This window comes from Mycobacterium sp., assembly GCF_019247635.1.
Taxonomy (GTDB): Bacteria; Actinomycetota; Actinomycetes; order Mycobacteriales; family Mycobacteriaceae; genus Mycobacterium.
Window position 1 is genome coordinate 1 of the sequence record NZ_JAFBAR010000035.1, and the last position, 23,458, is coordinate 23,458.

The following is a 23,458-nucleotide window of genomic DNA, read 5'->3' on the forward strand; positions in this document are numbered from 1 at the left end:
AGGGGAACGTGTCATGAGGCGATGATGATGGGGGTGGCCGACATCTCTAGTCGAGATTGCCGTGATGGTCGTGAACCTGGCGAAATCGCAGCCCTCACGGCAATCTCGGCGCGACGGCGACGGGGCGGGCGCGCCGGGCGCGCCGGCGCCGGGCGCGACAGCGCGACGGGCGCCGGGCGCCCTATCGCCAACTGGGCAGCCAGATCTCCATGTTCCAGGTCTGCTGTGAGATTGGCAGACCGGTGAGCACCGGAAACAGCCACGCGAAATTCGTCACGACCAACGCCACGTAACAGCACACGGCGATCAGCCCCAGCGCCCGGCGCTCGACGCCTTGACGCGGCTGGTACAGGATGTCGCCGAGAATCAGCGCGATGGCCATCACCAGGAAAGGTGCCATGGTCGCCGCGTAGAAGAAGTACATCTGCCGGTCGATGTCGGCGAACCAGGGCAGCCACCCGGCGCAGTACCCGACCAACACGACGGCATAACGCCAGTCCCTACGAATCAGCGTGCGCCACAACGCATACAGCAAGACCGGGACCGCCAGCCACCACATTGCGGGAGTGCCCACCAGCATCTCCGCCTTGACGCATGACTGACCACCGCAACCGGACACGTTCTGCTGATCGATGGCATACAACACCGGCCGCAACGACATCGGCCACGACCACGGCTTGGACTCCCACGGATGGTAGTTGCCGGCGGAATTGGTTAGGCCCGCGTGGAATTGGAACGCCTTGGCCGTGTAGTACCAGAGCGATCGAATGGCGTCGGGCAGCGGCACCACGCTGTGGGGACCGATCGTCAGGCCCACCTGATGCCGGTCGATCGCGGTCTCGGAGGCGAACCAGCCCGCATAGGTGGCCAGGTATACGCCAAAGGGTATGAGCCCCAGCGCATATCCGGTTGGGATCAAGTCCCGCCGCAGCACACCCAACCACGGCCTCGGCACCTGGTACTGACGCCGGGCGGCCACGTCGAAGCCCAACGACATTAGGCCGAAGAAGAGCATGAAGTACAGCCCCGACCATTTCGTCCCGAACGCCAGACCGAGCAGCACCCCGGCGCCGAAGCGCCACCAGCGCACACCCAGGCGCGGGCCCCACACGGTATCGGCGATACGGCCCTCCAGCAGCGCGAGGTGCATCCGTTCGCGCACCTGATCGCGGTCGACGATGAGCGCACCGAACGCCGCGACCACGAAAAAGGTGAGAAACCCGTCCAGCAGCGCGGTACGCGCGGCGACAAAATTGACACCGTCGCAGATGAGCAACACCCCGGCGATGGCGCCGATCAACGTCGAGCGACTGAGCCTGCGCACAATCCGCGTCACCAGCAGCACGGTGATGACGCCCAACAGCGCGCCCGTGAACCGCCAACCTAGACCGTTGTAACCGAAGATCGCCTCACCGATCGCGATCATCTGCTTGCCGACCGGAGGGTGAACCACCAGGCCGAACCCGGGATCGTCCTCCACCCCATGGTTGTGCAACACCTGCCAGGCCTGGGGGGCGTAGTGCTTCTCGTCGAAAATCGGGGTGCCGGCATCCGTCGGCGACGCCAGGTTCAGGAACCGGGTCACCGCAGCCAGCACGGTGAGCACAGCGGTCACCACCCAGCCGCGCAGCCAGTCCACCGGCCCGAAGTCCGCGACCGGAACCAACGGCCCGGGGCTGACGACGGGAACCACACGCTCCTGGATGTCCGGGATTTCTTGGGGCGGGGCAGTCATCGGTGTCGATCGTAGGCTGTCCGTCATGACATCTGGGCGCCTGTTGCTCGCTGCGACCCCGCTGGGCCAGCCGGCGGACGCATCGCCTCGGCTCAGGGACGCGCTGGCGCAGGCCGACGTGGTGGCGGCCGAGGACACCCGGCGGGTGCGGATTCTGGCCAAAGCGCTGGATGTCACGATCACCGGCCGGTTGGTCAGCCTGTTCGACCGGGTCGAGGCCGCCCGCGTGGCCGGTCTGGTAAGCGCGATCACCGAGGGGGCGACGGTGCTGGTGGTCAGCGACGCCGGAATGCCGGTGATCAGCGACCCCGGCTATCGGCTGGTGGTGGCCTGCGCCGACGCCGGCCTGCTGGTGCAGTGTCTGCCCGGACCGTCCGCGGTGACCACGGCATTGGCGGTCTCCGGTGTGCCGGCGGAGAAGTTCTGCTTCGAGGGTTTTGCTCCGCGCAAGAAATCGGCCCGCAGAGCATGGCTGGCGTCCCTGGCCGACGAGCGGCGCGCCTGCGTCTTCTTCGAGTCACCACGCCGGCTCGCCGCATGCCTAGCGGACGCCGTCGAGCAGCTCGGTGGACACCGTCAGGCGGTGGTGTGCCGTGAGCTAACGAAGGTTCACGAGGAAATCATGCGCGGATCGCTCGACGAGCTGGCCGCATGGGCGAGCGACGGTGTGCTCGGCGAAATCACCGTGGTGCTCGCCGGAGCCACTCCGCGTGCAGACCAGCCGCAGCTGGTTGCCGATCTGCTGGATGTCCTGGTCGTCGAGGTGGAGAACCTTGTGGCGGGCGGCATTCGCGTCAAAGATGCGTGCAGCCATGTGGCCGCGGGTTATCCGGAGGTGCGCACGCGCCAGCTCTACGACGCGGTGCTGCGGTCACGCCAGGAGACGGCCGAGCCCGAAGCCTGAATTACGCTCAGCCGCCCACGCAGGCCTGGAAGGGGCCGATCTGGGGACCGCAGAGGCGCGGCGGATGGATCTCCGGAGGCGATATCTGCGGCAGCTGGGGCGGTTGGATCTGCGGCAGCGGCGGCAACTGCGGCGGTGGGATCTGCGGCAGCTGTGGGCCCTGGATCTGCGGCAGCTGCGGACCCTGGACCTGCGGCAGTTGTGGGCCCTGGATCTGCGGCAGCTGCGGTCCCCGCACCTGCGGCAGGCCCGCAGGCAACTGCGGCCCCTGGATCTGGGGCAGGCCGGCGGGCAACTGGGGGGCCTGGATCTGCGGCAGCCCGCCCGGCAGCTGCGGCCCCTGGATCTGCGGCAGCCCTCCGGGCAGCTGCGGAGCCTGAATCTGGGGAAGCCCGGCCGGCAGGCCGACGGCCGGAAGTCCCACTCCCGGCAGCGTGGCTCCCGCGACCGCGGGCAGCGCGGCCAGGGCTGCGGCCTGCATGGTGGGGTTGCTCATCACGGCCGCCGGGATGCCGCCCTGCAGCATCTGCTGCAGGGGGGAGCCCGCCCCGCCGACGAGCCCGCTGACGCCGGACATGGCGCCAGTCATGGCCGCGGCCATAGGCGAAGACGCCCCGGGCGCGGATGCCCCGTTGAAGAAGGTGCCGAACGGAGACCCGGCGATCGCGCCGTTGGTGGCGGCGAGCAGACCCGAGGAGTTCGCGATGCTGTAGGCGTAGGACAGTGCGGTGATGGCCCAGGCGGCCGAGCTCACCAGGCCGACGGCGGTGCCGCCGATACCCAGTACGCCGGAAATGATCGAGGTGGCCGCGTTGACACCGGCCGGCACGCCGAGCAGGGCACCGTAGTCGCCAAGGCCGTCCAGGCCGGGAACGCCGGAAAGTATGTCGGGCACGCCGGGAACGCCGAGGCCCGGATCGCCCGCGTCGGGACCGGCTACGCCGGCGCCGTTGCTGCCGGGACTGCCGGCGCCCGAAGCACCGGTGCTGGGAGTGCCCCCGCCGTAGTTGCCGGACGAGCCCGGGCTGGCCGTCCCGGGCGTTACGCGGCCGCTTCCCGGGGTGGCCGCGGCGGGAACGGCCGCCGGAGCTATGACGTGCGATGAACCGTCAAACGGGGTGGGTGGGGACGCCGGGGTCGGTTGCCCTGCCGGCGCCGGAGTCTCTGGCATCAGCACGGTGGCCAGTCGCTCGCAGTGCCCGTTGGTGCATCCCGCGTCAGGAATCCGCGTATCGACCGTGGTCAGCGGCGTAAATGCGAGCGTGCCACCCAACAGTGCCGCTCCTGCGGCACCCAGGACAGCGGTTCTCATCACGGACCCCCTCTTCGCATTCGACTCGCGATAGGCACGGGTCAATGGCTTCGAGCTTAGGCGGTCGGCGCGGCGGATGTGCCGTTTACGCGAAAACATGGCGACGGTGTGCAGGGTGATCAGTTAGCTGACCGACGCCGCGGGCGCCGGGACCGGCACCTCGACAATGGGCGCGGCCTTGTGCAGGCACTCCTGCCATTCGGCGTCCGGGTCGGAGTCGGCGGTGATGCCGCCGCCGACTCCCAGGACGGCGTTGCCAACACCGTCGAACTCGACCGTGCGGATCGCGACGTTCAGCTCACACCCCGCGATCGGGGATGCTAAACCGACTGTGCCGCAGTATATCCCGCGGCGATTCCATTCCCACTGCGAAAGAAGTTGGCGCGCACGAAGTTTGGGCGTTCCGGTGACCGAAGCCGGTGGGAATGCGGCGTCCAGGAGTTCCGACGTCGACAACTCGGCGGGCACCCGGGCCGACACGGTGGACACCAGGTGCCAGACCCCCGGCGCGCGCCGCACCACCAACAGCTCCGGCACGGTCACCGAGCCGGTTATGGCGACCCGGCCGAGGTCGTTGCGGACCAGATCGACGATCATGATGTTCTCGGCTACCTCTTTTGCTGACGCGCGCAGTGCCGAAGGCCAGGCATGCAACGGCAGGGTGCCCTTGATGGGGCTCGATGCCACCACGGCGCCACGACGCCGCAGGAAGAGCTCCGGGGACAGCGACGCGACCGCCCCCCAGGGTCCGGCGACGTACGCGGCCCGGGCCGGCGAGGTGCGCGCCACCCCTTCGACGAAGAAGTCCAGCGGGTCACCGCTCACAGTCCCGGCGAACTGCGTGCACACGCAGGCCTGGTAGACCTCCCCGGCGGCGATCGCCTCCAGGCAGGCCAGCACGCCCTCGCGGTGGGCCGCCCGGTCGGCGGGCCCCCAGTCGATGCGGCAGGCCCGCGCGGGCGCCGGCGTGGCCGCCAGGGCGTCGACCAGCCAATTCGGCATGGGCGCGCCGGACAGGCTCTCGTACCACCACTGCCCGTCTTGATCGCGGCGCAGGACGCAGTCGGTCCAGCCGCCGGCGGCTTCGGGGAGCCTATTTGCCCGCCCGTCGGCCGCGGGGTCCGGATACGACAGGTAACCGATCCAGCCGCCGCCCACCGCCCGAGTGTCGGACGCGTCCAAGGTGCCGGGCCCGACCGCGAAGACCGATTCGACGTCGACGGCGCGAGCCGACAGGCTGGGCGCGATCACGGCCAGCGCGCCGAACCATTCGCCGGTCAGCGCCGCCGGCGGGGGCAGGTCGAGCCGGCTGGTGGCGTCGCCGATCGCGCGCAGCACCGCGGGCGCGCCGCCGAGGTCGCCGAGCCGATCGATTCGCACCGCCCTAGCTTGACAGAACGCCGCATTTTCGCACTCCAAGCCCGGTCTAGCCGCGACTGATCGCGCGCGCCTCGGCCAGCGCCGTCAGCTTGTCGGGGTTGCGCACCACGTAGAAGTCGGTGATCTTGCCGTCGGCGATGCCGACCGTGATGACCCCTTCCAGGTGGTCGTCGGCGTAGAACAGCACCGCCGGGGCGCTGTTGCAGGTCACCATTTCCACCCGCACCTTGCCCCATGCCTTACGTATCAGGCCGACGATGGCGCGCGCCACGCGCTCGGCACCGACCACCGGCCTGCGGGCGGCGCTCACCTTGCCGCCGCCGTCGGCCACCCAGGTGGCGTCCGGGGCGAGCATCGCCATCAGTGCGTCCACGTCGCCGTCGGCCGCCGTGGCCAGAAACTGCGCGGTGATTTCGGCGTTGCGCTGCGGGTCGACCTGACCGAACCGCTTGCGTCGCGCGTGCACGTGTTCGCGCGCCCGGTGCGCGACCTGCCTTACCGCCGGAGCCGGCTTGCCCACCGCCTCGGAGATCTCGCCGTAGTCGAATCCGAATACCTCGCGCAGCACGAACACCGCCCGCTCGTCGGGACTCAGCGTTTCCAGCAGGACCAGCATCGCCATCGAAACCGATTCGGCCAGAACGACATCGGCGGACGGGTCCTGCTCGTCGAGGAGTAGCGGCTCGGGCAACCACGGCCCCACGTACTCCTCCCGGCGGCGCGCGTCGGCCCGCAACGCGTTGAGTGCCTGGCGGGTGACCAGCTGGGCCAGATAGGACTTGCTGTCGCGCACCGTCGACAGGTCCACGGTCGCCCACCGCAGATAGCTGTCCTGCAGCACGTCGTCGGATTCGGTTGCCGAGCCCAGGATCTCGTAGGCGATGGTGAACAGCAACGGGCGCAGCAGGGTGAACCGCTCGGCGTGCTCGGATGACGACGTCATCGCAGTGCGGCGGGCTGGTCGGTCGGCAGTTGCGCCGGCCGCTTGCCACCCTTGAGCCAGAAGTAGGAGCCGGGTTTGGCGGCCTCGCGCCGCAGCCCCCACAGCGTGCCCTTGCAAATCGCTTCCTTGATGGACGCGGCGGTCCGGCCGCCCAGGTACAGGTTGACCGGGGTGTCGTCAGTGCGGGCTAACTGGATGGTGCCGTGGGAGCGGCCCAGGCTGATGCACTGTCCGACGAACGCCTGGTTAAGCGCCGCGGGTGGCTTCCCGGCGATGCGGCTGAGCACGGTGTCGGCGGCCTGGGCCCCCAGCGGGATGGCGGCCTGGCAGCTCATCCGCAACGGTCGGCCCGACGGCGCGGCGGCGTCACCGGCGGCGACGATTCGGTCGTCGTCGATGCTGGTCAGCGTTTCATCGGTGAGCAGCCGGCCCAGTGCATCGGTGCGAAAACCGCTGCGCGCGGCCAAGTCCGGCACTCCGAAGCCCGCCGTCCACACCGTCGCCGCGCTGGGCAGCACGGTGCCGTCGTCGAGCACCACCGAGTCCCAGCGAACCTGGCTGACCGCCACGGATTCCAGGGCCTTCACCCCGAGGCGGCGCAGCTGCCTGGCCACTGATCGGCGCCCGCGTTTGCTCAACGACGGTCCCAGGATCGGACCGCAGACCAGGGTGACCTGGCCGCAGCGCCCGGCAAGCTCGGACGCCATTTCGATGCCGGTCAAGCCGCCGCCGACTACCGTGACCGCGGCGTCCGGGCGCAGGTCGGCCAGCGCATACCGTAGCCGCTTGGCACCTTCCAGATCACATGCCGCATAAGCGAATTCGGCGGCGCCGGGAACCGCCACGGGCGCACCGCCGGTGCTGCCCACGGCGTATACGAGGTAGTCATAGTCCAGCGCCGCACCGGAGGTCAGCAGGACCCGTCGCGCGCCGGCGTCGATGTGGTCGGCGCCGTCGACAACCAGCCGGACATCCGCACCCAGCAGGGTGCCGTAGTCGACGGTGGCGGTACCGGTGTCCGCGGCCATTTGGTGCAGCCGAATTCGCTCGACGAAGACCGGGCGCGGGTTGACCAGTGTGACGTCGACGTCGGCGCGACGGCGCAAACGGTTGGCCGTCATGGTTCCGGCATATCCGCCGCCGATCACCACGACGCGCGTGTTCTCGGTCATTGATCTGCCCTCTTTTCTTGCGGTGGCACTGGACTTGTGCCCTCAAGACACCGCAGCCCGGGCCGGCGTGACAGCCGAAGGTGCGATTGTGAGCCGTTTCACAAAGCCGTTTCACAAAGCCGTTTCAGAAGGCAAGAAGACGAAGTTGTTGACGTAGACCCCGCGTGGCGCCCAGTCCGTTTCCGGGCCCCCGATGTTTGCAGGGTTCTGGTGCAGGGCGGCGTCGAATTCCGCTATCGGCCGGCGTGCGCCGTCCGTCTCGAAAAAGCCCGCATAGCCGAGACCGGCCAGCAGCTCGGTGATCTCGGTCACGGCGTGCGGGCGGTGGCGTTCTTCGGCCTCGACGACGATCGCAGGCCGGTTGCGGGTGAGGGTCTCGACGGCGCCACGCAGCACGGCCAGTTCGTGGCCCTCTACGTCGACCTTGACCAGTCCGATGTTGTCCAGGCGCAGATCGTCGAGACGCTTCAGCGGCACGTCGACGGTGTCGATCGTGCTGTCGTCCAGATCGTTGAGGGGGTTCGCGCTGTCGATCGTGCTGCGCCCGGGCTCGGACTCCAGCACGCGCATGGCCGCCGACCCGGACCGATCCGAGAGCGCGATGGCCTCGATGCGCACGGGGGCGCCGACCGCACCGAACATCGACGCCAGCTCACGGGCCTGCTCCGGTCGGGGTTCGAACGCGATGACCGATCGCGACGCTCCGAGCATCGCGATCGCGAATTCCCCGACATCGGCGCCGATGTCCAGCGAGACACGGTCCGGATCACACAGCGAGCGAACTAGCGCCACGTCGGCCCGGGACTCGCCGAGGCGCTGCAGGATGCCGTATCTGCGGCGCCAGAACAGGCGAGGTGCCAGGGTCCTTACCGCAGGCGCGAGCCAACGTTTGGCGGAGCGCACGACAGGCATTCGTTGTGGTCTCCCCGGCCCCTTGCTTCGAGTTGCGGAGTCACCACTTTATCCCGATTTCACCCCGTAGCAGTCCCCTCCCAGTTCCGGCCCCGACGGGTGTGTCGTGGCGTGCTTGCACCACCCCGGGTACAGCCGTCAAAATGGCGCTGACCTCGACGATCACAGGTGGAGCCGGAGGCAGTAAGAGCGGGCCGCGCATGATACGCTTTCCCTACTATTAACCTGTGACCAGCCCCGGTCCCGGCAACGCAATCTTGAGTGAACCCAGCAGACAACCAACGCCAACAAGGGGGCCCGTTGGATGCGCATCGGCGTGCATCCGAGGGAGCATCTTGAAGACCGTCCCTGTCTGGGCTAACCGCCCATAATGGGGGTTAGCCCTGTCGGGACAACGTCTATAGACGGAGGACCTAGTGCCGCGCAGCCTGGACCTGGTCGTCACCTCCGTGGCCACCCAGCTAATGGAGGCCACCGCGTCCACGGCGACCCAGGTGAGCGAGCAGGTGCTGGCGCAGCTCGTCGAGCAGTTCGACGTGGATGCCAGCTTCCTGCGGCACCACGACCACGACATCCGGGCCTCGGTGCTGGTGGCGGAGTGGCCGCCCCGAGTGGATGTTCCGGACCCCGACCCGCAGGCCGTCGTCCACTTCACCAGTGCGGACCCGGTGCTCGCGGAGTGCGAACACGGCAGGAAACCCGTCGTGATCCGCCCCGAGCACGCGAACGGCTACTTCCAGCGCTGGATGGGCAACAACAAGTCGGCCGCATCGCCCTCGGTGGCCGCCGCGCCGCTGGTCTCCGGCGAGATGACCACCGGGGTGCTGGGTTTCGTGAAGTTCGGCGCCCGCAGGTGGAAGCAGGAGGAGATCAACACCCTGGAGGCGGTCGCCGCGCTGTTCGCCCAGCTGCAGGCCCGGATCGCGGCCGAAGAAAAGCTCCGCTACCTGGCCGAACACGACGACCTAACCGGCCTGTACAACCGTCGTGCACTAGTCGCGCACCTTTCCGACCGGCTCTCGGCGGGCAGCCCGGGACCCGTGGCGGTGCTGTACCTGGACCTCGACCGGTTGAAGTCGATCAACGACTACCTCGGCCACACCGCCGGCGACTGGTTCATCCGGGTTTTCGCCCAGCGTCTGCGGGTGTGCGCGGGCAGTCAGAGCATGATCGCCCGACTCGGTGGGGACGAATTCGTCGTGATTCCGGACCAGCCGATGTCCACCGGGACCGCGGAAGCATTGGCCCGCCGTCTTTCGACGATGGTGCGCGAGCGCCTGGCGATCGGCGGCCATCAGATCACCCGCTCGGTCAGCATCGGATTGGCCGTGGGGATGCCGGGCCGTGACAACAGCACCGACCTGCTTCGCCGCGCCGACGAGGCAGTCCTTTCGGCCAAGCGCGCGGGCGGCAACCAGGTGGCACTGTCCACCGACGACATGTCGCTGAAGAGCGCCTTCCGCAACGACATCGAACTGCACCTGCAGGGCGACATCGACAGCGAGGCCCTGCTGCTGCACTACCTGCCCGAGGTGGATCTGTGGACGGGCGCGATCGTCGCCGCCGAGGCGCTGGTCCGCTGGCGGCACCCGATCTGGGGGCTATTGCTGCCCGACTCGTTCATCGGCGTAGCCGAGTCGACCAACCTCGCGGGCGAACTGGGGCGGTGGGTGATGCGCAGCGCCTGCGCCGAATTCAGCCGGTGGCGCTCCAATGGTGTGGGACAGAGCGCGATCCTGCGCATCAACGTCTCGCCCGTCCAACTGATCACCCGCGGTTTCGTGCGAAGCGTCGCGGACACCATCGACGAGTTCGGCATCGACGGCGGATCGGTCTGCCTCGAAATCACCGAGCGCGCCGTGGTTCACGACATCGAAGCCACGCGCAAGACGCTTTCGGAACTCAAAGAGGTCGGGGTCCAGATCGCCATCGACGACTTCGGTACGGGTTACGCCGTGTTGTCCCACCTGAAGTCCCTCCCGGTCGACATGCTCAAGATCGACACCGGGTTCGTGCGCGACCTGGGGACCAATGCGGGCGACCTGGCGATCGTTCGCGCCATCATCGGGCTGGCCGAGGCGTTCGGCCTCCAACTGGTGGCTGAAGGCGTCGAAACACCGGCTGCCGCACTGACATTGATGCAACACGGATGCCACCGGGCGCAAGGGTTCCTGCTTTCGCGTCCCGTCCCGGGCAACGCGATGGAGGCGTTGTTGTCCGCGCGCTGGATGCCGATGCCGTTTCTCGCCGACCGCGAGGCGCTGACGCTCGGCGCGATTTAGCTCAGCAGAGAATGGTCAGAGACAATTAGGAAACGCCCACTGGTCGCTGTCGCGTGCGCGGCCGTTTCTTTCTTGGTGCTCAACGGATGTAGCTCGGCAACCCCCACCTCTCCGCTGACCGCGATGGTCAGTCCGGCGATCCCGGCGGACACCCAGGAGATTCCCAACCCGTTGCGCGGGCAGTACGAGGATCTGCTGGAACCCCTTTTCCCGCAGAGCGATCCGGCCCAGCAGAAATATCCGGCCTGGCCCGCCGCCTACGACGCCAGCCTGCGGGTCACGTGGCGCCAGCTGCAGCCGACTGATCCGGCCACATTGCCGGCGGGCGCACCCGATGACCGCAGGTTCGATTTCAGCGTGATCGACGACGCGCTGTCCAAGCTCGCTGCCCGTGGCATGCGGCTGACGCTGCGGGTGTTGGCCTACAACTCCTGCTGCAACGCGTCCTATCCCAACAACACCAACATCGAGATCCCCGACTGGGAGCGCGCCCGCGCCGGCACCAGCACCAGCTATCCCGGGCCGGCGGACGGGTCCGCACCCGGGGTGACGCAGGTGGTGCCCAACTTCAACGACCCCACCTATCTGAACGATTTCGGCCAGCTGCTCGCCGCGCTCGGCCGTCGGTACGACGGGGACGAGCGGCTGAGCGTTTTCGAGTTCTCCGGCTACGGCGACTTCAGCGAAAACCACGTCGCCTACCTGCGTGACTCGCTCAACGCGCCGGGTCCGGCGCCGGACGACAGCGAAAAGGCCCTGGGTTACTACAGCCAGTTCAGCGATCAGAACATCGTCATCGCCGCCATCAAGCGGCTTGTCGACGCGAACGTGAGTGCCTTCCCACACACGCAGCTCGTGGTCTCCCCGAACAACCCGGAGATCGTCCGCGAACTGCTCGCCGACGACGTCACCAGAAGGCTGGTCGGTCCGGTGGGCATCCGCTCCGACTGCCTCGGCGTCTACGCGCCGTTTCCGACATGGGCCGAATCCAACGCTTCCCACTACGTCCAGATCAAAGACCCGCTGGTCGCCGCCCTGCGGCAGCGCCTCGCGGCGGCGCCGGTCATCACGGAGTGGTGCCAGCTGCAGAGCGGCACAACCCCACAGGCCTACTACCAGAAGGGCCTGCGGGACGTCGTCAGGTACCACGTCTCGATGACGTCGAGCGTCAACTTTCCGGACCAGCAAGCGACGTCGCCGATGGATCCCCAGCTGTACGTGCTGTGGGCGCAAGCCAACGCCAGCGCCGGCTACCGGTACACCGCCGAGGCCCGGCAAGGCTCGCAGGCCATCCGCGACAAGGTCGCGTCGATCTCGGTCACGTGGACCAATACCGGCTCGGCCGTGGCCACCGAGAACTGGGTGCCCGGCTATCGGCTGGTGGACTATTCCGGGAAGGTGATCCGGACGCTTGCGGCAACGGTCAACCTGAAGTCTCTGGTGCACGACCAGCAGGGCGATCACACTGACCAAGTGGACCCATCAACGGCGAGCGAAACCGTGCAGATCGAGCTGAAGGACCTGCCGCCCGGTCACTACACGTTGCGTGCGTTGGTGGAGTGGCAACAGCACAAACCGAACGGTTCGCACGTGATGAACTACCCGCCCATGCACCTCGCCCGTGACGGCCGCGACGAGTCCGGCTTCTACCCAATCGCCACGCTGGACATCCCGCGCGGCACGCTAGCCGGAACCAGCGGGGTATGACACTCTTCGCCACCGAGCGCCCCAACAGCCCAGAGAGGCAGTGATCGATGGACTTCCGCACCTTCGTTAGGACACTCGGCCGCCACTGGATGCTGTTTGTCGGCGCGCTGCTGGCCTGCCTTGCCGGGGCCGCGGCGATCACGGCATTCCAAACCAAAATCTACGAATCGTCGGCCACCGTGCTGATCTCGTTTTCCGGAGAGACTGACCTATCCCAGGTGTTCTCGGGCACCCAGGCCGCGCAGGAGCGGCTGTCCTCTTACGCGGCGGTCGCGGGCGGGCATGCGGTGGCGCAGCGCGCGGTCGAGCAGTCGCACCTCTCGATCAGTCCGGACGCGCTGGCCCGCCAGACCAAGGTGGAGTTCACCCCGAAGTCGACGCTGCTCACCATCACCGTCACCGACAGCGACCCGAAGCGCTCGGCGGTGCTGACGAAGGCGATGGCCGAGGCGTTCACCTCGATGGTCGGGGCGCTCGGCACGGGCGCCAAGCTCCCGGGCGCGCCCGCCAGCACCCCACCGCCGACGTCCACCGCCCAGCCCACGACGTCGGCGGCCGCGCCGACGGACAACGGCGACCAGACCACGCAGCCGCAGGCGACCGACGCCATCACGCCGACGCCCACACCGGCGGTGGACCCGCAAACAGCCACACCGCAGCCGCCCTCTCCGAACGTTCCGATAGCCAGGGCGACGATCATCGAGCCGCCGGGTGTGCCCGACCGTCCGGTGCGACCGGTTCCGGTGCGCAACATGGCGTTGGGGCTGTTGGCGGGTCTGATTCTGGGCACCGGCGTGGCCTTGACGCGCGAGGCCGGCGACCGCACCGTGCGTGATCGCGCGAAGCTGGAACAACTTTCGGGCTTGCCGACCCTGGCAGAGCTGCCCGGACGCCGCGGCACCGCACCACGATTCGGCACGAACATCGCGTTTGACGACGCCGTGCGGGGCCTGCGCGCGCGTCTGCTGCGCGCGATGGGACCCGGAGCGCGCAGGGTTCTGGTGACCGCGCCCTTCGGCGGTGAGGGAACGACGACGACGGCGCTGTACCTGGCGCGTGCCTTCGCCGAACTCGGCGACGACGTCCTGCTTGTCGAGGGCGACACGCGTCGCCCGGTCATCGCCGGTCTGCTGAAAGTCGAGTCCGGGGAGGGCCTGGGCAACGCGCTGGCCAACCCGGACATCGTGACGGAAGCCACCAAGCCCACCCCGATTCCGAAGCTTTTCGTGCTCGCGGCGCGCTCGGTTCGCCGGGAGACCCTACCCACCAGCGCGTACCTGCCCGAGGTGGTGGACAAGGTCTTGCGCGACGTGTCGGCAACCTTCGACCGCACGGTCATCGACGGTCCACCGGTGCTGGCGGCGGCCGACTCCGGCCTTTTGGGCGGCGCCGTCGAAGCGACCGTTTTGGTGCTGCGGGCCGGCCGCACCACCGAGGACGAACTCGCCGACGCGTTGACCGCGTTGCGCGGGGCCGGCGCCAACGTCGTGGGCACCGTGCTGACCGGTGCCCGGATAGCCCGGCACACCAGGGCTTCGGCCCGGACCTACCGCGCGAAGATCAGCGGACCGACGTGATCCGATACCTGCGCAGTCGTCACCGCCTGGCGATGGCCGGAGCCGTCCTGGCGCTATTCCTGCTGGGCTGCTTCGGTTTTGGCGCGCTGTCGGTGCGTAGCACCACGCAGGGGATCATGCTGGTTGCAGCGACGTTCTGCCTGATCGTGTATTGGGCGCGGCCCGAGCTGATGATCGGGCTGGCGTTGTTCATGGCCTTCGCGGCGCTGCCGGACGGATTGCACATCGGCAAGGTGATCGGCCCGGTGTCGATCTACGCCTACCACGTGGTGCTGGTGATCGCGATCTGTTTCGTTCTACCCGTCGTACGGCTGCGCCTGGCCGAGTATCTGTTGCCAGGGGTGTTCACGCTGACCGTGTTTTACTTTGCCGCAGTCGGATTCGTGACACACCATCCCGCCGCCATCGTGGTCCGCGAAGCGACGTTCCTGCTGGAGATGGTCGCCGGCTTCGTGCTCGCGATGGTGATCGTGTACGGCAGCTACATCAAGCTGGCGGTCAATGCGATAGCCGTGACGATGTGGTTTTCGGCGGGCATGGCCGTCTTGAGCTCGTTGGGGGCCATCCATGTGGCCGGCCGGCTGGAGAGCCTGCAATCAGACACCGGCGATGCGGCCCTGCGCGTGATCACCACCACCCTGATACCGGCCATCGCCGTGTTGACCGGATTGGTCGCCGCGCAGATCGTCGGCCGCGTCAAGCCAACGGCCTACCTGTCATTGGGCCTGCCCGCGCTGGTCATCTCGGTGCTGGCATTCTCCCGCAACACCCTCATCTCGGTGGGGGTGGCCGCCGCCGTCGCGTTCTTCGCCAGCTTGGGTTGGTCGGCCGTGCGCCGTGCCGTCCGGCTGACCATCATCGGCGCCGGCATATTGGCGGTGACGGTGCCCGGCGCGCTGTTCCTGCTGGGGGATTCGGCGGCCGGGGAGTGGCTGGCCAACCAGATCACCGGATTCAATCACCGGGTGCTGGGCCGGACGTCGACCGGCGCGCTGGCCGCCGACCCCTCCACACAGGCGAGGCTGGCCGAGGATGCCCACCTCAACCACGTCATCGCCGCGGCGCCGTTGTTCGGCCACGGCCTGGGCTACGCCTACCAGCTGCCGTTCGGAAGCGGCGACGTGGACGAATTCACCGAGTCTTTGGGCACCACCTACGCGCACAACTTCTATCTGTGGTGGCTCGCCAAATCCGGGGCGGTCGGCATGGTGGGGTTCGCGGTGTTCGCGTTGACGCCGCTGGTGCGGGCGCTGCGCAGCGCCTCGGCGCCTGCGAAGGCCAGCGCGGCAGTGAGCGTCGGCCTGCTGGTGATGTGCATCGTCGACCCGCTGCCGGAGGACCCGGCCAACGCGCTGACGCTCGGCATGGCGCTGGGGGCGGCGCTTGCGTTCGCCAAGCTGCCGCGCACCCTCGTCGAGCCAGACCTCGCCGAAGCCTCCGAGTCGCCCGTCGGCGCGGTCCGGTGAGCGCTCCGCTGCGAGTCTTGGTGGTGGGTCCGGCACCGGCGCAGGCCGCCAGTCGAGGGGGCATGGCCACGGTGATCAGCCTCATGGCGGCGCACCCCGACGAACGGTTCGTCATCAGTACGGTGCCGACCTACGTCGACGCCGCGGTGTGGTACCGGCTGGCGATCGGCATCTTTGGGATGCTGCGGGCCTCGTCGGTGGTGCTGCTGCGCCGCGTCGACATCTTGCACGTTCATCTGGCGCACGGCGGCAGCGTGATTCGCAAGGCGCTGCCGTTGGCCGCGGCGCGGCTGGCCGGAGTGCCGACGGTGGTACATGCGCACAGCTACGACTTCGGGGGTTGGTTCGACCGCCAACGGCCGGTGGTGCAGCGTGCCGTCCGGCGGGCGCTGGTGGCCGACCGCTGGCTGGTGCTGGGTGAGCGCCAGGTCGAGGAGTACGCCAGTCGGCTGCAGTTGGCCGACGGCCGAATCAGCGTGCTGCACAACGCCGTTCCGATTCCCGAGACCCCGGTGGTGCAATCGGGCACCGAGCACGTCCACGCCGTTTCGCTGGGCAGGCTAGGAGTGCGCAAGGGCAGCTACGACCTGATCGCCGCGGTTGCGGCTCTCGACGACGATGTGCGCAGCCGGCTGCGGGTGACGCTGGCCGGCGATGGCGAGGTGGACGAGGTCCGCGCGGCCGTCGAGGCCGCCGGGCTAGCCGGGACGATCCACGTGGCCGGCTGGCTGGACCCGACGGCTCGAGACGAATTGCTTTGCACCGCACACATTTTCGTGCTGCCGAGCCGCGACGAGGGTCTGCCGATGGCGCTGCTGGAGGCGATGGCGTTCGGGCTCGTGCCGGTGACGACGCTGGTGGGCAGCATTGGTGAGGCGGTCAGCGATCGGGTAACCGGGTTGGTGGTAGCCCCCGGGTGCCCCGGTGAAATCACCGCGGCACTCAGCGAGCTGGTCTGCGACGAGTCCCTGCGGGTCGGCATTGGCGTTTCCGCCCGTGCCCGCGCAGCCGATTTCGGGCTCGACGCTTGGTACCGGCGGTTGTCGCGGGTGTGGGCGAGCCTGCCGACGGCGGGCGCTGGTGAGCGCACATCGGACCTGAAAACAGCTCAGCAGGAAGGTGTTTGAACAGGCGCGTGACTCTTATGCGCCGGTCTAAGCGTCAAGCGCCGGTGGTGACACGCTGCCCGGCGAAGTAGACGCACGGGAAGATCAAGTATTTAAGGCGACTCGACGTGATCCGACGGATCAGCTCGCGCCGCCCGTCGTACAGAGTCAGGTAGTAGTCGTCGGTGATTTCGCTTGCCTGACCGAAATTTTCGGCACACAGTTCGCGTAGTTCATCGGCGTAGAACCCGGCATGGGCGCCCTTTTCATTGCTCCATCGGCCGCGCAGACGCATGGAGAGATCGTTGAGGTTCCACCGCACCTTGCATCGCAACGGATCGGCAGAACCGAGGTATCCGACCAGCCGAGCTTTGTTGGGAGTGCCCACACAGAATGTCCCGCCCGGGCGCAGCACCCGGCTCATTTCCGACAGGGCCTTGCGATGATCCGGAATGTGCTCCAGGGCGTGGAAGGAATACACCACGTCAAACGCGGCGTCCTCGAACTCGAGCCGCTGGGCGTCCATCGGCATGAGCACCGCGGGCTGGCTGCCCTCGTGGTCGAACGCGAACTCCGCGCCGACATCGATGCCGATGGTCTCGGCGCCGAGGCCGCGGGCCAGGATGCCGGCTTCCAGACCCGTGCCGCAGCCGACAACCAGAATGCGTTGAAGCGGGCCTCGATGGCGCGACGCCAGCAGGTTCACTATCGCATCGCGTTTGGCCGCTGCGATCTCCGTCGTATCGCGGGACATCTGTGCCTCATCTTCGTTTTGGCTGTGCTGACAGACTATTCAGCTGTCACTGGTCTAGTGGTCTGCCTCGGTTTTGCTGAACTACTTTCCTATGAGCGCGCTGGACTGTTGAGCCGATGGATTCGACGCTGGCTGTTGAGATCCGTTTTGGGCGATCAAAGGTCTTGACTCCGGTGTTGGCACCCTAAAGTGTCTGACTATTGGCCGTTCGACAATCCAGTAGACGAGGACACCGGCCCCGGCCGAAGCGAGTAGCGCGACGATCATCGTCGCGACCATGCCTACTGGGTTGTGCAGCGCGTCTACCTTGCGCCAAACCTGGAATACCGCCAGTGCCGTACTCATGTGGACGAGGTAGATGGAGTAGGAAGCGTCGCCCAATAGCAGCGGCAGGCGCGCCAACCACGCGCCGGTCTCACGTTCCAGAAAGACACACCCGGCCACCACCAGCGTCGCCGGGATCCCCCAGATCAGCCCCCGGTCGGTCAGGAATCCGGTAAATGCCGACGCGATTAGCAGACCGACACCAACAAGCGCGGCCGCCGCCGCGACAGGGGCCGGTACGCGGCGCTGCGCCGTCACCGCAGCGCCGAGGCAGACGCCCATAGCGAACTCGAGCATGATCGGGTCGGTGTAGAAGGCGAGCTGACCGATCGTTGGGTGAGTAATGGAGCCGAGGGCGACGATCCCCACGAGCACACCCACAACGGCTCGGAGGCGAAAACGCATGGGCATAAACAGGATCAACGCGAAGATGACATAGAACAGCATCTCGTAATTCAGCGTCCAGCCTGGGATCAGCAACGGCCGGAATTCTCCGCTAACCGGATGATGCCATGGAATGAACAGGTAGGACGCGACCACGTGGGCAATATTGAAGCGCGTATTCAGTAGCGCCGGCTTGATCAGCACTATTGCCAACATCGCCGTGGTCACGATCCAGTACAACGGGACGATCCGTTTCAGCCTCTTGCTGAAAAACAACCACGAACCGCCCTCACGCCCGGCGGTGACGCCCCACATGACAAAGCCGCTGATAACGAAGAAGATATCCACCCCGCTCGTCAGGACGTCATAGCGCGCATGGTACTGAGGCAGCCAGTGGTGCATGACGTGGTACGACGCCACCAATAACGCAGCAACAGCGCGGAGGTACTGAATACTCGGGGTGAATTTGATCGCTCCACTGGGCGCGTGACCGGGCTGGCTGCGAAGTTCAGGAGTCATTTCGTCTCATTTGCAGATTGGCCAGCGGCACGGGACGGGCACGACGGCTGGGGGCTTCGCGTTGCCGGTTTTCGGCCAAGCGGCTGGTGAGCGCTGCCCTTGGCGGCCCGTGATGCTGCTCGTCCCGCGCGTCAAGAGACCGCACGCTGTGGCCAGGGGTGTGGTCATATTCGACCCCGATCTGGCATACCAACGGTCGTCACGTCAAGGATTATACATACGAAACGAATCAAATATAGCCTTGAGTTAGACCTATAGTCTGGTGCCAAGCTGCGACGGTTCGGTGACCTAAGGAGCCGGCGGCCATCGGTGTCGGCGACATGGGTGGTTCAACGTGGCGCACGCTGGCGCCACTCGGCGGCGCTCACTGCGGCATGTAGCCGACGAAGTCCGATTGATCCCAGGAGTACATCCTGACCAGGTTGATTACGCCAGGAGTTGTTGAAAGAGTCGGTGCGCTCTTGCCGCCAAGCCAACTCATATTCGATGGCCACGTCACTGTGCCCGCCGATCCTGATGATGGTTGCGCCAGGAGCAGATCGTAGGCCGAATATCCGGTCTGACCTGAAGGTACGTTGAAAGTCAGCGTATTGCTCCCGTTCGCCAGTGTCAGGTAGAAGATGTTTCCGGTACCCAAATAGATGGTGCCCCCGGATCCCGTGGTGCCGTAGCCGGGTGGAGCCGTCAGCGCGCCGGTGGAGGTGAGTGATTGGGAGTACCCGGTCGTGCCGATGCTGCTGTCGACGTTGCTGCGCCCGGCGAAAATAAATTGATTGGCGTTGGTGCCGTTCTGCCAGGTAAATCCAGTGTTTGTCAGGAAGTCAATTACACCATTCGCCTGAACCCAGCCGGAATCCCCGACCTCGATGGTGTAGTGGCCCGATGTAGTCGGGCTGCCGGTGAGCCCGCCATTTTCGACAATGAAGTTCAACTCTGAGCCGTAGATACCGGCGGCGTCGGTGCTGGTGGTTCCCACGGTCAGGGCGACGCCTGTATTGGTCGACGAGGTTGTCCAGCCGCCGCGTACACCACCCCCACTGGGAGTCATGTTGCAATTAAAGAAGTTTGCGAAGACGGTCAATTTCACGTGATACAGGGTGGCCGCGTTACGGACCACGACACCGTTTTGGTTGGCATATGCGTCCACCCACAGGTTATAGATCCCATAGTCGAAACTTGGATCGCCGCTGTGGACGTCGAAGACCACACAGTTAGTGCAATTATTGATTATCGCATTGATGTCGGCGCGCTCACACCACGACTTATGGTTATCGAGCCACAATCCGATGCAGCCAGAGGCGGCAAAGTCCGCGATTAGCACATCGCGCACTTGAGCGCCGAAGAGATCACCGATATGCAGCCCCGACGAGTTGGTACCTGCGCCTGATCCTTCAATCGTGAAGCCTTCGATCAGTCCGGCCGGATTCGGGGGGACGCTTCCAGTGCCACCAGCGGTCTGATCCCACACCCGAAAACAGTCGCCGGTGCCGGTGAAGGTGATGGTGGTAACGCCGCGACCCTGACCCTTGATACTTTGGAACGCACCTAGCGTCGTGGTGGCCGAGAGTAAATAGTTGCCAGCGCCGAATTCCAAAACGCCAGGATTAGAGCCCATTGCCGTCACCGCATTGGCCACGGCGGTATTCGAGCTATTGGTGCCGGTCGGGTCGGCGCCGTAATCATCGACATAGTACACAGCCGCCACGGGCATGTTTTGCTGTACTAGCCAATAGCTGCCGTCGTTGATCAGCAAAGCCGAAGTACCCGGTTCCATGTACATCGACGTAACGGCGGCGCCAACGTTGTAAAGATGATCTGAACCGGCACGCTGAACGGTCACGCGTGCTGAGCCCCTGTTATAGAGATAAAAGTAATAGCCAGTGTTGCCGCCGACCGCCGGAAGGGTCCAGGTGGCGGCAGAAGACCCCGTAAATGCGTATACCTGACTGGTAGTGGCTAACGTTAACGACGTGGCGGAACTTGTTGTCACTGTCCACGCGCTCATGTGATGTAGATTACATGAGCGTGCCGGGCGGGCGTATGTGAAGCCTTGGTGAAGATCTTGTCGCTCAGGGGTGCGGCGTGGCCCGCGGCAAACCGTCGCGCGCAGCGCAGGGCAGTAGCCGGGCCGTGCTGCGGGTGCAAATGCGGCACCGGCGGTTGAATGCGTCAATCGCTGGCGCCGTGTACTCGGGTGGCATACTGCCCGCAGTCTGACGCTGTGCAGGAGCCAACCGTCGGTTGCCACCGACTCGGCGAATCGTTGGCCTTCGGCGAGCCAGTGCAACGTCCTTCGGAGAACACCTGATAGCGCACGCTGCTCAACTCCGGGGGAACGGTTTACCAGGTCTGGGCGCGCTGCCTCGGGGTGCCAGCTCCGGGGATCAGTGCTGCGCCCGGATGCGGATGTTCTGCCGTGACTGTCCCGAAAAGGCATGGCGTCAAATCGCGGTTGCGTACGCAGCTTGAGTGGCTGTCGATTGGTCGTTAGAGTGATCGGCCGAACTAGAGTGACCTGGCGGAGGGAAGTTATGCACGAAGCTGAGCCACGGACTTTTAATAGGAAGCGGCTGGTTTTTATTTTATGCGTGGGTTTGCTGATATTGTTGCCGGTTTTCGTGAAACTTACGTTCTATCCCGCATATCCTGGCTCAGACGATGCTTTTATTCACCTGGCTGTTGCAGAGCACATTCTCGATGGTCACGGGTGGGGTGTTGTATCCAACGATCGCGTGAACCTTTCGTCGAGTCCACTGTTCACAGTGCTACTACTGCCGATACTGGCCATTGGGTCGGTTGGACTCGCGCAGGCGTTTTCACTCGTATTTGCCAGTGCGGCATTGGCGGTCACCTATTTCACGATGCGGGCCATGATGTCATCCGAGGTGAGCGGGCTCGCGGCTCTTGTAGTGGCGGCGGCAAACGTTCACCTCTGGCGATGGTCCGGGACGGTGATGGAGAGCTCACTTGCTTATCTGGCGGTTACCGCTATAGCCGCCACGACGCTGTGGATTATGCGTTCCAAACGCGAATCCACCTGGCACTTTTTGGTTTTGGGTATACTTGTAGGCCTCGGCACCGAAGTACGGTTCGAGATTGGACTGTTTCTGCCGCTCACATGCATTGCGCTTTGGTTTTCGGGCGGCCAGTACCGAACACGGCTACTTGCCATCATCGTCGGTTTTTGTGTGAGCTTTGCACCGTGGCTAGGGTTCGCCACTGCGTACTTCGGCAGTCCCCTGCCGACGACGTTCCTCGCGAAGACAACCGGATTCCACTTCGTCAATTTAACGATCACTAAACAGCTTGGTGCTGTAGTCATTTCAGGTTTCGGACTGTCGATTCTCTTGGCAGTGGTTGCTGTTGTCATTGCAATCAGCAGTGGTGACGGCCGATCGAGGCTACGGTCCTACGCTCTACCTCTGATGTTTCTGATGGCGTGGCCGATCGCGCTTTTCGCCTTCTATTACTTCAAAACACCTTATTTACAAAGCGCCGCCCGGTATTACCTGCCCGGTATGGCCACGTGGCCTTTCGCCTTCGGCCTAGTCGTTAGTTCGATACCGGCGCTAGCGCTCCACAGGTACCGATTCGCGGCGGCATCGGCGCTCGCAGCGTGCCTTGCAGTCGGCATGGTGATCAACATGCTTACGATCAGCCCAGTCCTGACAATGTTTAACAGCGGGTATCGATCGGCGATGGACGAGGGCGCCGCTTACCTTCGCGCTCACTGCCGGCAAGGTGATGTCGCGCTGATCTACGTCGATATCGGAATCATGGCGCATGACGGGATCGGCGACTGTTCCCTGAAGGATGGGGGCGCGCTCGCGACGCCATCGCTACGTGGGATGGAGCTCGAGCAGGAGATAGCGGCGGTTCATCCGACGTACCTAATCCAGAGCATTGGGCAGCAACGCGATGAATGGTCGGCTGAATACCCTGGACTCAAACTTCTGCTTTCGCGGGCGTACGCCGATCGCGGTGTCGAGCGCACCGGCCAGGAGGGCTACCTCAACATTTACGCCGTGCAGTAGGAGATCCACGAGCAGTTACTGCACATGGGTAGCAAGCAGGCGTATGGGACGGCTCGCCGTAAACTCCAGGAAGGCAATTAGGTCAAAGCGTCATCAGTGGTGGACTCGAAGCGTTGCGACGGCGTTGGCTGCCAAAGTACGTCCGGCATCATCGAGAATCCTGGGGATTGAATGTCAAACTGGCTGCGCGACATGGCGACTGACGTCAATTCGAGACGGTCGCTGTCCGGTCGAGCCCTCACCCGCCGTGGGCAGCAGCTTGTCGAAGTGATCCCGAATTTCGAGGAATGCGAGTGCTAGATATCGGCGGAACACCCTGATTCGTGGCAACTCGCGCCGCCGCGGGCGCGAGCGGTGACCACAGCGAACCTGCTGCCGTTGCAGCCGGATACCGGCGACATTGTCGCCGTTCAGGCAGACGCGTGCGACCTGCCGAGCTCCGTCACCAGCGAACGCTTCGACCTGGTGCTATCCAATTCGCTGAACGAACACGTAGGCGGCCATGTGCCAAGGCAACGGCTCGCCGACAACATTCACTCCCTTGCCGACCGGCATTGGAATTCAGACGCCATACCGATACTTCCCGATCGAACCGCACTGGCTGTTCCCGGGGCTGCAGTGGCCGCCTTACGAAGCGGATACAGATCTCGCTGCGCTGGAACCGAACCCACATTCGCACCCACACCCGCGAAGAGGCGCAGGCACACGTCGACGAGATTAACCTTCTCTGCATTTCGCAGATGCGCGGCTATTTCCCTGATTCGAAAATCTGGTACGAGCGGTTCGCGGATGATCGAATCCCTGGTCGCCGTCAAGGCTTGATCGGCATCGACGGCTGACCTGCGGCCACGTCGGTGAGCACACTCAGGAGCCGCTCCGCCGCGTGGTCCACGGAGAATCGCTGTGCGTAGTGCAGCGCGGCGGCCGAACCGTGTTGCGCGGCGGTG

16 protein-coding genes are annotated in these 23,458 nt (G+C 65.7%); 7 read left to right on the top strand and 9 right to left on the bottom strand.

The window, feature by feature from the left end:
* Positions 1-181 precede the first annotated feature (181 nt).
* Positions 182-1,693 (bottom strand): dolichyl-phosphate-mannose--protein mannosyltransferase, encoded by a 1,512-nt coding sequence (locus JO236_RS05605; RefSeq protein WP_293325924.1) that lies wholly within the window; start codon positions 1,691-1,693, stop codon positions 182-184.
* Positions 1,694-1,760: 67 nt separating this feature from the next.
* Here JO236_RS05605 and rsmI point away from each other — a divergent pair, with 67 nt between their 5' ends.
* Complete coding sequence (rsmI, locus tag JO236_RS05610) at positions 1,761-2,639, top strand: 16S rRNA (cytidine(1402)-2'-O)-methyltransferase (RefSeq protein ID WP_293325883.1); 879 nt, start codon at positions 1,761-1,763, stop codon at positions 2,637-2,639.
* A 7-nt stretch (positions 2,640-2,646) separates the two neighbouring features.
* Here the strand turns inward: rsmI and JO236_RS05615 are convergent, their stop codons facing one another.
* The 5 genes from JO236_RS05615 to JO236_RS05635 form a co-directional block, all read right to left on the bottom strand.
* Positions 2,647-3,951, bottom strand: coding sequence for a hypothetical protein (locus JO236_RS05615; protein ID WP_293325886.1), 1,305 nt, complete (start codon positions 3,949-3,951; stop codon positions 2,647-2,649).
* A 123-nt stretch (positions 3,952-4,074) separates the two neighbouring features.
* A complete protein-coding gene (locus JO236_RS05620; protein ID WP_293325888.1) occupies positions 4,075-5,331 on the bottom strand; it encodes an aminodeoxychorismate synthase component I in 1,257 nt (418 codons plus the stop codon).
* 46 nt (positions 5,332-5,377) lie between these two features.
* A complete protein-coding gene (locus JO236_RS05625) occupies positions 5,378-6,274 on the bottom strand; it encodes an RNA polymerase sigma-70 factor (RefSeq protein WP_293325891.1) in 897 nt (298 codons plus the stop codon).
* Positions 6,271-7,446, bottom strand: a complete 1,176-nt coding sequence (locus JO236_RS05630) for an NAD(P)/FAD-dependent oxidoreductase (RefSeq protein WP_293325894.1) — start codon at positions 7,444-7,446, stop codon at positions 6,271-6,273. The genes JO236_RS05625 and JO236_RS05630 overlap by 4 nt, the downstream gene beginning before the upstream one ends.
* Positions 7,447-7,557: 111 nt before the next feature.
* A complete protein-coding gene (locus tag JO236_RS05635) occupies positions 7,558-8,358 on the bottom strand; it encodes an FkbM family methyltransferase (RefSeq protein ID WP_293325897.1) in 801 nt (266 codons plus the stop codon).
* Between the two features lie 416 nt (positions 8,359-8,774).
* Between JO236_RS05635 and JO236_RS05640 the strand changes: the two genes are divergently transcribed.
* From JO236_RS05640 to JO236_RS05660, 5 genes are all read left to right on the top strand, one after another.
* On the top strand, positions 8,775-10,640 hold the full coding sequence (locus JO236_RS05640; protein ID WP_293325899.1) for a putative bifunctional diguanylate cyclase/phosphodiesterase: 1,866 nt from the start codon (positions 8,775-8,777) through the stop codon (positions 10,638-10,640).
* Between the two features lie 123 nt (positions 10,641-10,763).
* The gene (locus JO236_RS05645; RefSeq protein ID WP_293325902.1) at positions 10,764-12,347 is read left to right on the top strand and encodes a hypothetical protein; all 1,584 of its coding nucleotides are present in this window, start codon (positions 10,764-10,766) and stop codon (positions 12,345-12,347) included.
* A gap of 47 nt (positions 12,348-12,394) precedes the next feature.
* The gene (locus JO236_RS05650) at positions 12,395-13,924 is read left to right on the top strand and encodes a Wzz/FepE/Etk N-terminal domain-containing protein (RefSeq protein WP_293325904.1); all 1,530 of its coding nucleotides are present in this window, start codon (positions 12,395-12,397) and stop codon (positions 13,922-13,924) included.
* A 32-nt stretch (positions 13,925-13,956) separates the two neighbouring features.
* Positions 13,957-15,390, top strand: a complete 1,434-nt coding sequence (locus JO236_RS05655) for an O-antigen ligase family protein (RefSeq protein WP_293325907.1) — start codon at positions 13,957-13,959, stop codon at positions 15,388-15,390.
* Positions 15,387-16,517 carry a glycosyltransferase family 4 protein gene (locus JO236_RS05660; RefSeq protein ID WP_293325910.1) on the top strand — a complete coding sequence of 377 codons (1,131 nt, stop codon included), beginning with the start codon at positions 15,387-15,389 and terminating at the stop codon, positions 16,515-16,517. The genes JO236_RS05655 and JO236_RS05660 overlap by 4 nt, the downstream gene beginning before the upstream one ends.
* Positions 16,518-16,551: 34 nt before the next feature.
* On the opposite strand, the gene JO236_RS05665 is transcribed toward JO236_RS05660, so the two are convergent.
* The 3 genes from JO236_RS05665 to JO236_RS05675 all read right to left on the bottom strand — a co-directional run bounded on the left by JO236_RS05665 (position 16,552) and on the right by JO236_RS05675 (position 20,482).
* Positions 16,552-17,250, bottom strand: coding sequence for a class I SAM-dependent methyltransferase (locus JO236_RS05665; RefSeq protein ID WP_293325913.1), 699 nt, complete (start codon positions 17,248-17,250; stop codon positions 16,552-16,554).
* An 81-nt stretch (positions 17,251-17,331) separates the two neighbouring features.
* Positions 17,332-18,477 (bottom strand): acyltransferase family protein, encoded by a 1,146-nt coding sequence (locus JO236_RS05670; RefSeq protein WP_293325916.1) that lies wholly within the window; start codon positions 18,475-18,477, stop codon positions 17,332-17,334.
* 364 nt (positions 18,478-18,841) lie between these two features.
* The gene (locus tag JO236_RS05675) at positions 18,842-20,482 is read right to left on the bottom strand and encodes a hypothetical protein (RefSeq protein ID WP_293325919.1); all 1,641 of its coding nucleotides are present in this window, start codon (positions 20,480-20,482) and stop codon (positions 18,842-18,844) included.
* Positions 20,483-21,008: 526 nt separating this feature from the next.
* On the opposite strand from JO236_RS05675, the gene JO236_RS05680 reads away from it, so the two are divergent.
* Entirely contained in the window at positions 21,009-22,511 is a 1,503-nt protein-coding gene (locus JO236_RS05680) for a hypothetical protein (RefSeq protein ID WP_293325921.1), read from the top strand.
* The last annotated feature ends 947 nt before the right edge of the window (positions 22,512-23,458 follow it).

Excerpts from the sequence above, each read along its gene's own strand:
- rsmI (WP_293325883.1), top strand. The coding sequence starts at position 1,761 with ATGACATCTGGGCGCCTGTTGCTCGCTGCGACCCCGCTGGGCCAGCCG.
- JO236_RS05615 (WP_293325886.1), bottom strand. The coding sequence starts at position 3,951 with ATGAGAACCGCTGTCCTGGGTGCCGCAGGAGCGGCACTGTTGGGTGGC.
- JO236_RS05625 (WP_293325891.1), bottom strand. The coding sequence starts at position 6,274 with ATGACGTCGTCATCCGAGCACGCCGAGCGGTTCACCCTGCTGCGCCCG.
- JO236_RS05630 (WP_293325894.1), bottom strand. The coding sequence starts at position 7,446 with ATGACCGAGAACACGCGCGTCGTGGTGATCGGCGGCGGATATGCCGGA.
- JO236_RS05635 (WP_293325897.1), bottom strand. The coding sequence starts at position 8,358 with ATGCCTGTCGTGCGCTCCGCCAAACGTTGGCTCGCGCCTGCGGTAAGG.
- JO236_RS05645 (WP_293325902.1), top strand. The coding sequence starts at position 10,764 with ATGGTCAGTCCGGCGATCCCGGCGGACACCCAGGAGATTCCCAACCCG.
- JO236_RS05650 (WP_293325904.1), top strand. The coding sequence starts at position 12,395 with ATGGACTTCCGCACCTTCGTTAGGACACTCGGCCGCCACTGGATGCTG.
- JO236_RS05655 (WP_293325907.1), top strand. The coding sequence starts at position 13,957 with ATGGCCGGAGCCGTCCTGGCGCTATTCCTGCTGGGCTGCTTCGGTTTT.
- JO236_RS05665 (WP_293325913.1), bottom strand. The coding sequence starts at position 17,250 with ATGTCCCGCGATACGACGGAGATCGCAGCGGCCAAACGCGATGCGATA.
- JO236_RS05670 (WP_293325916.1), bottom strand. The coding sequence starts at position 18,477 with ATGACTCCTGAACTTCGCAGCCAGCCCGGTCACGCGCCCAGTGGAGCG.
- JO236_RS05675 (WP_293325919.1), bottom strand. The coding sequence starts at position 20,482 with ATGAGCGCGTGGACAGTGACAACAAGTTCCGCCACGTCGTTAACGTTA.
- JO236_RS05680 (WP_293325921.1), top strand. The coding sequence starts at position 21,009 with ATGCACGAAGCTGAGCCACGGACTTTTAATAGGAAGCGGCTGGTTTTT.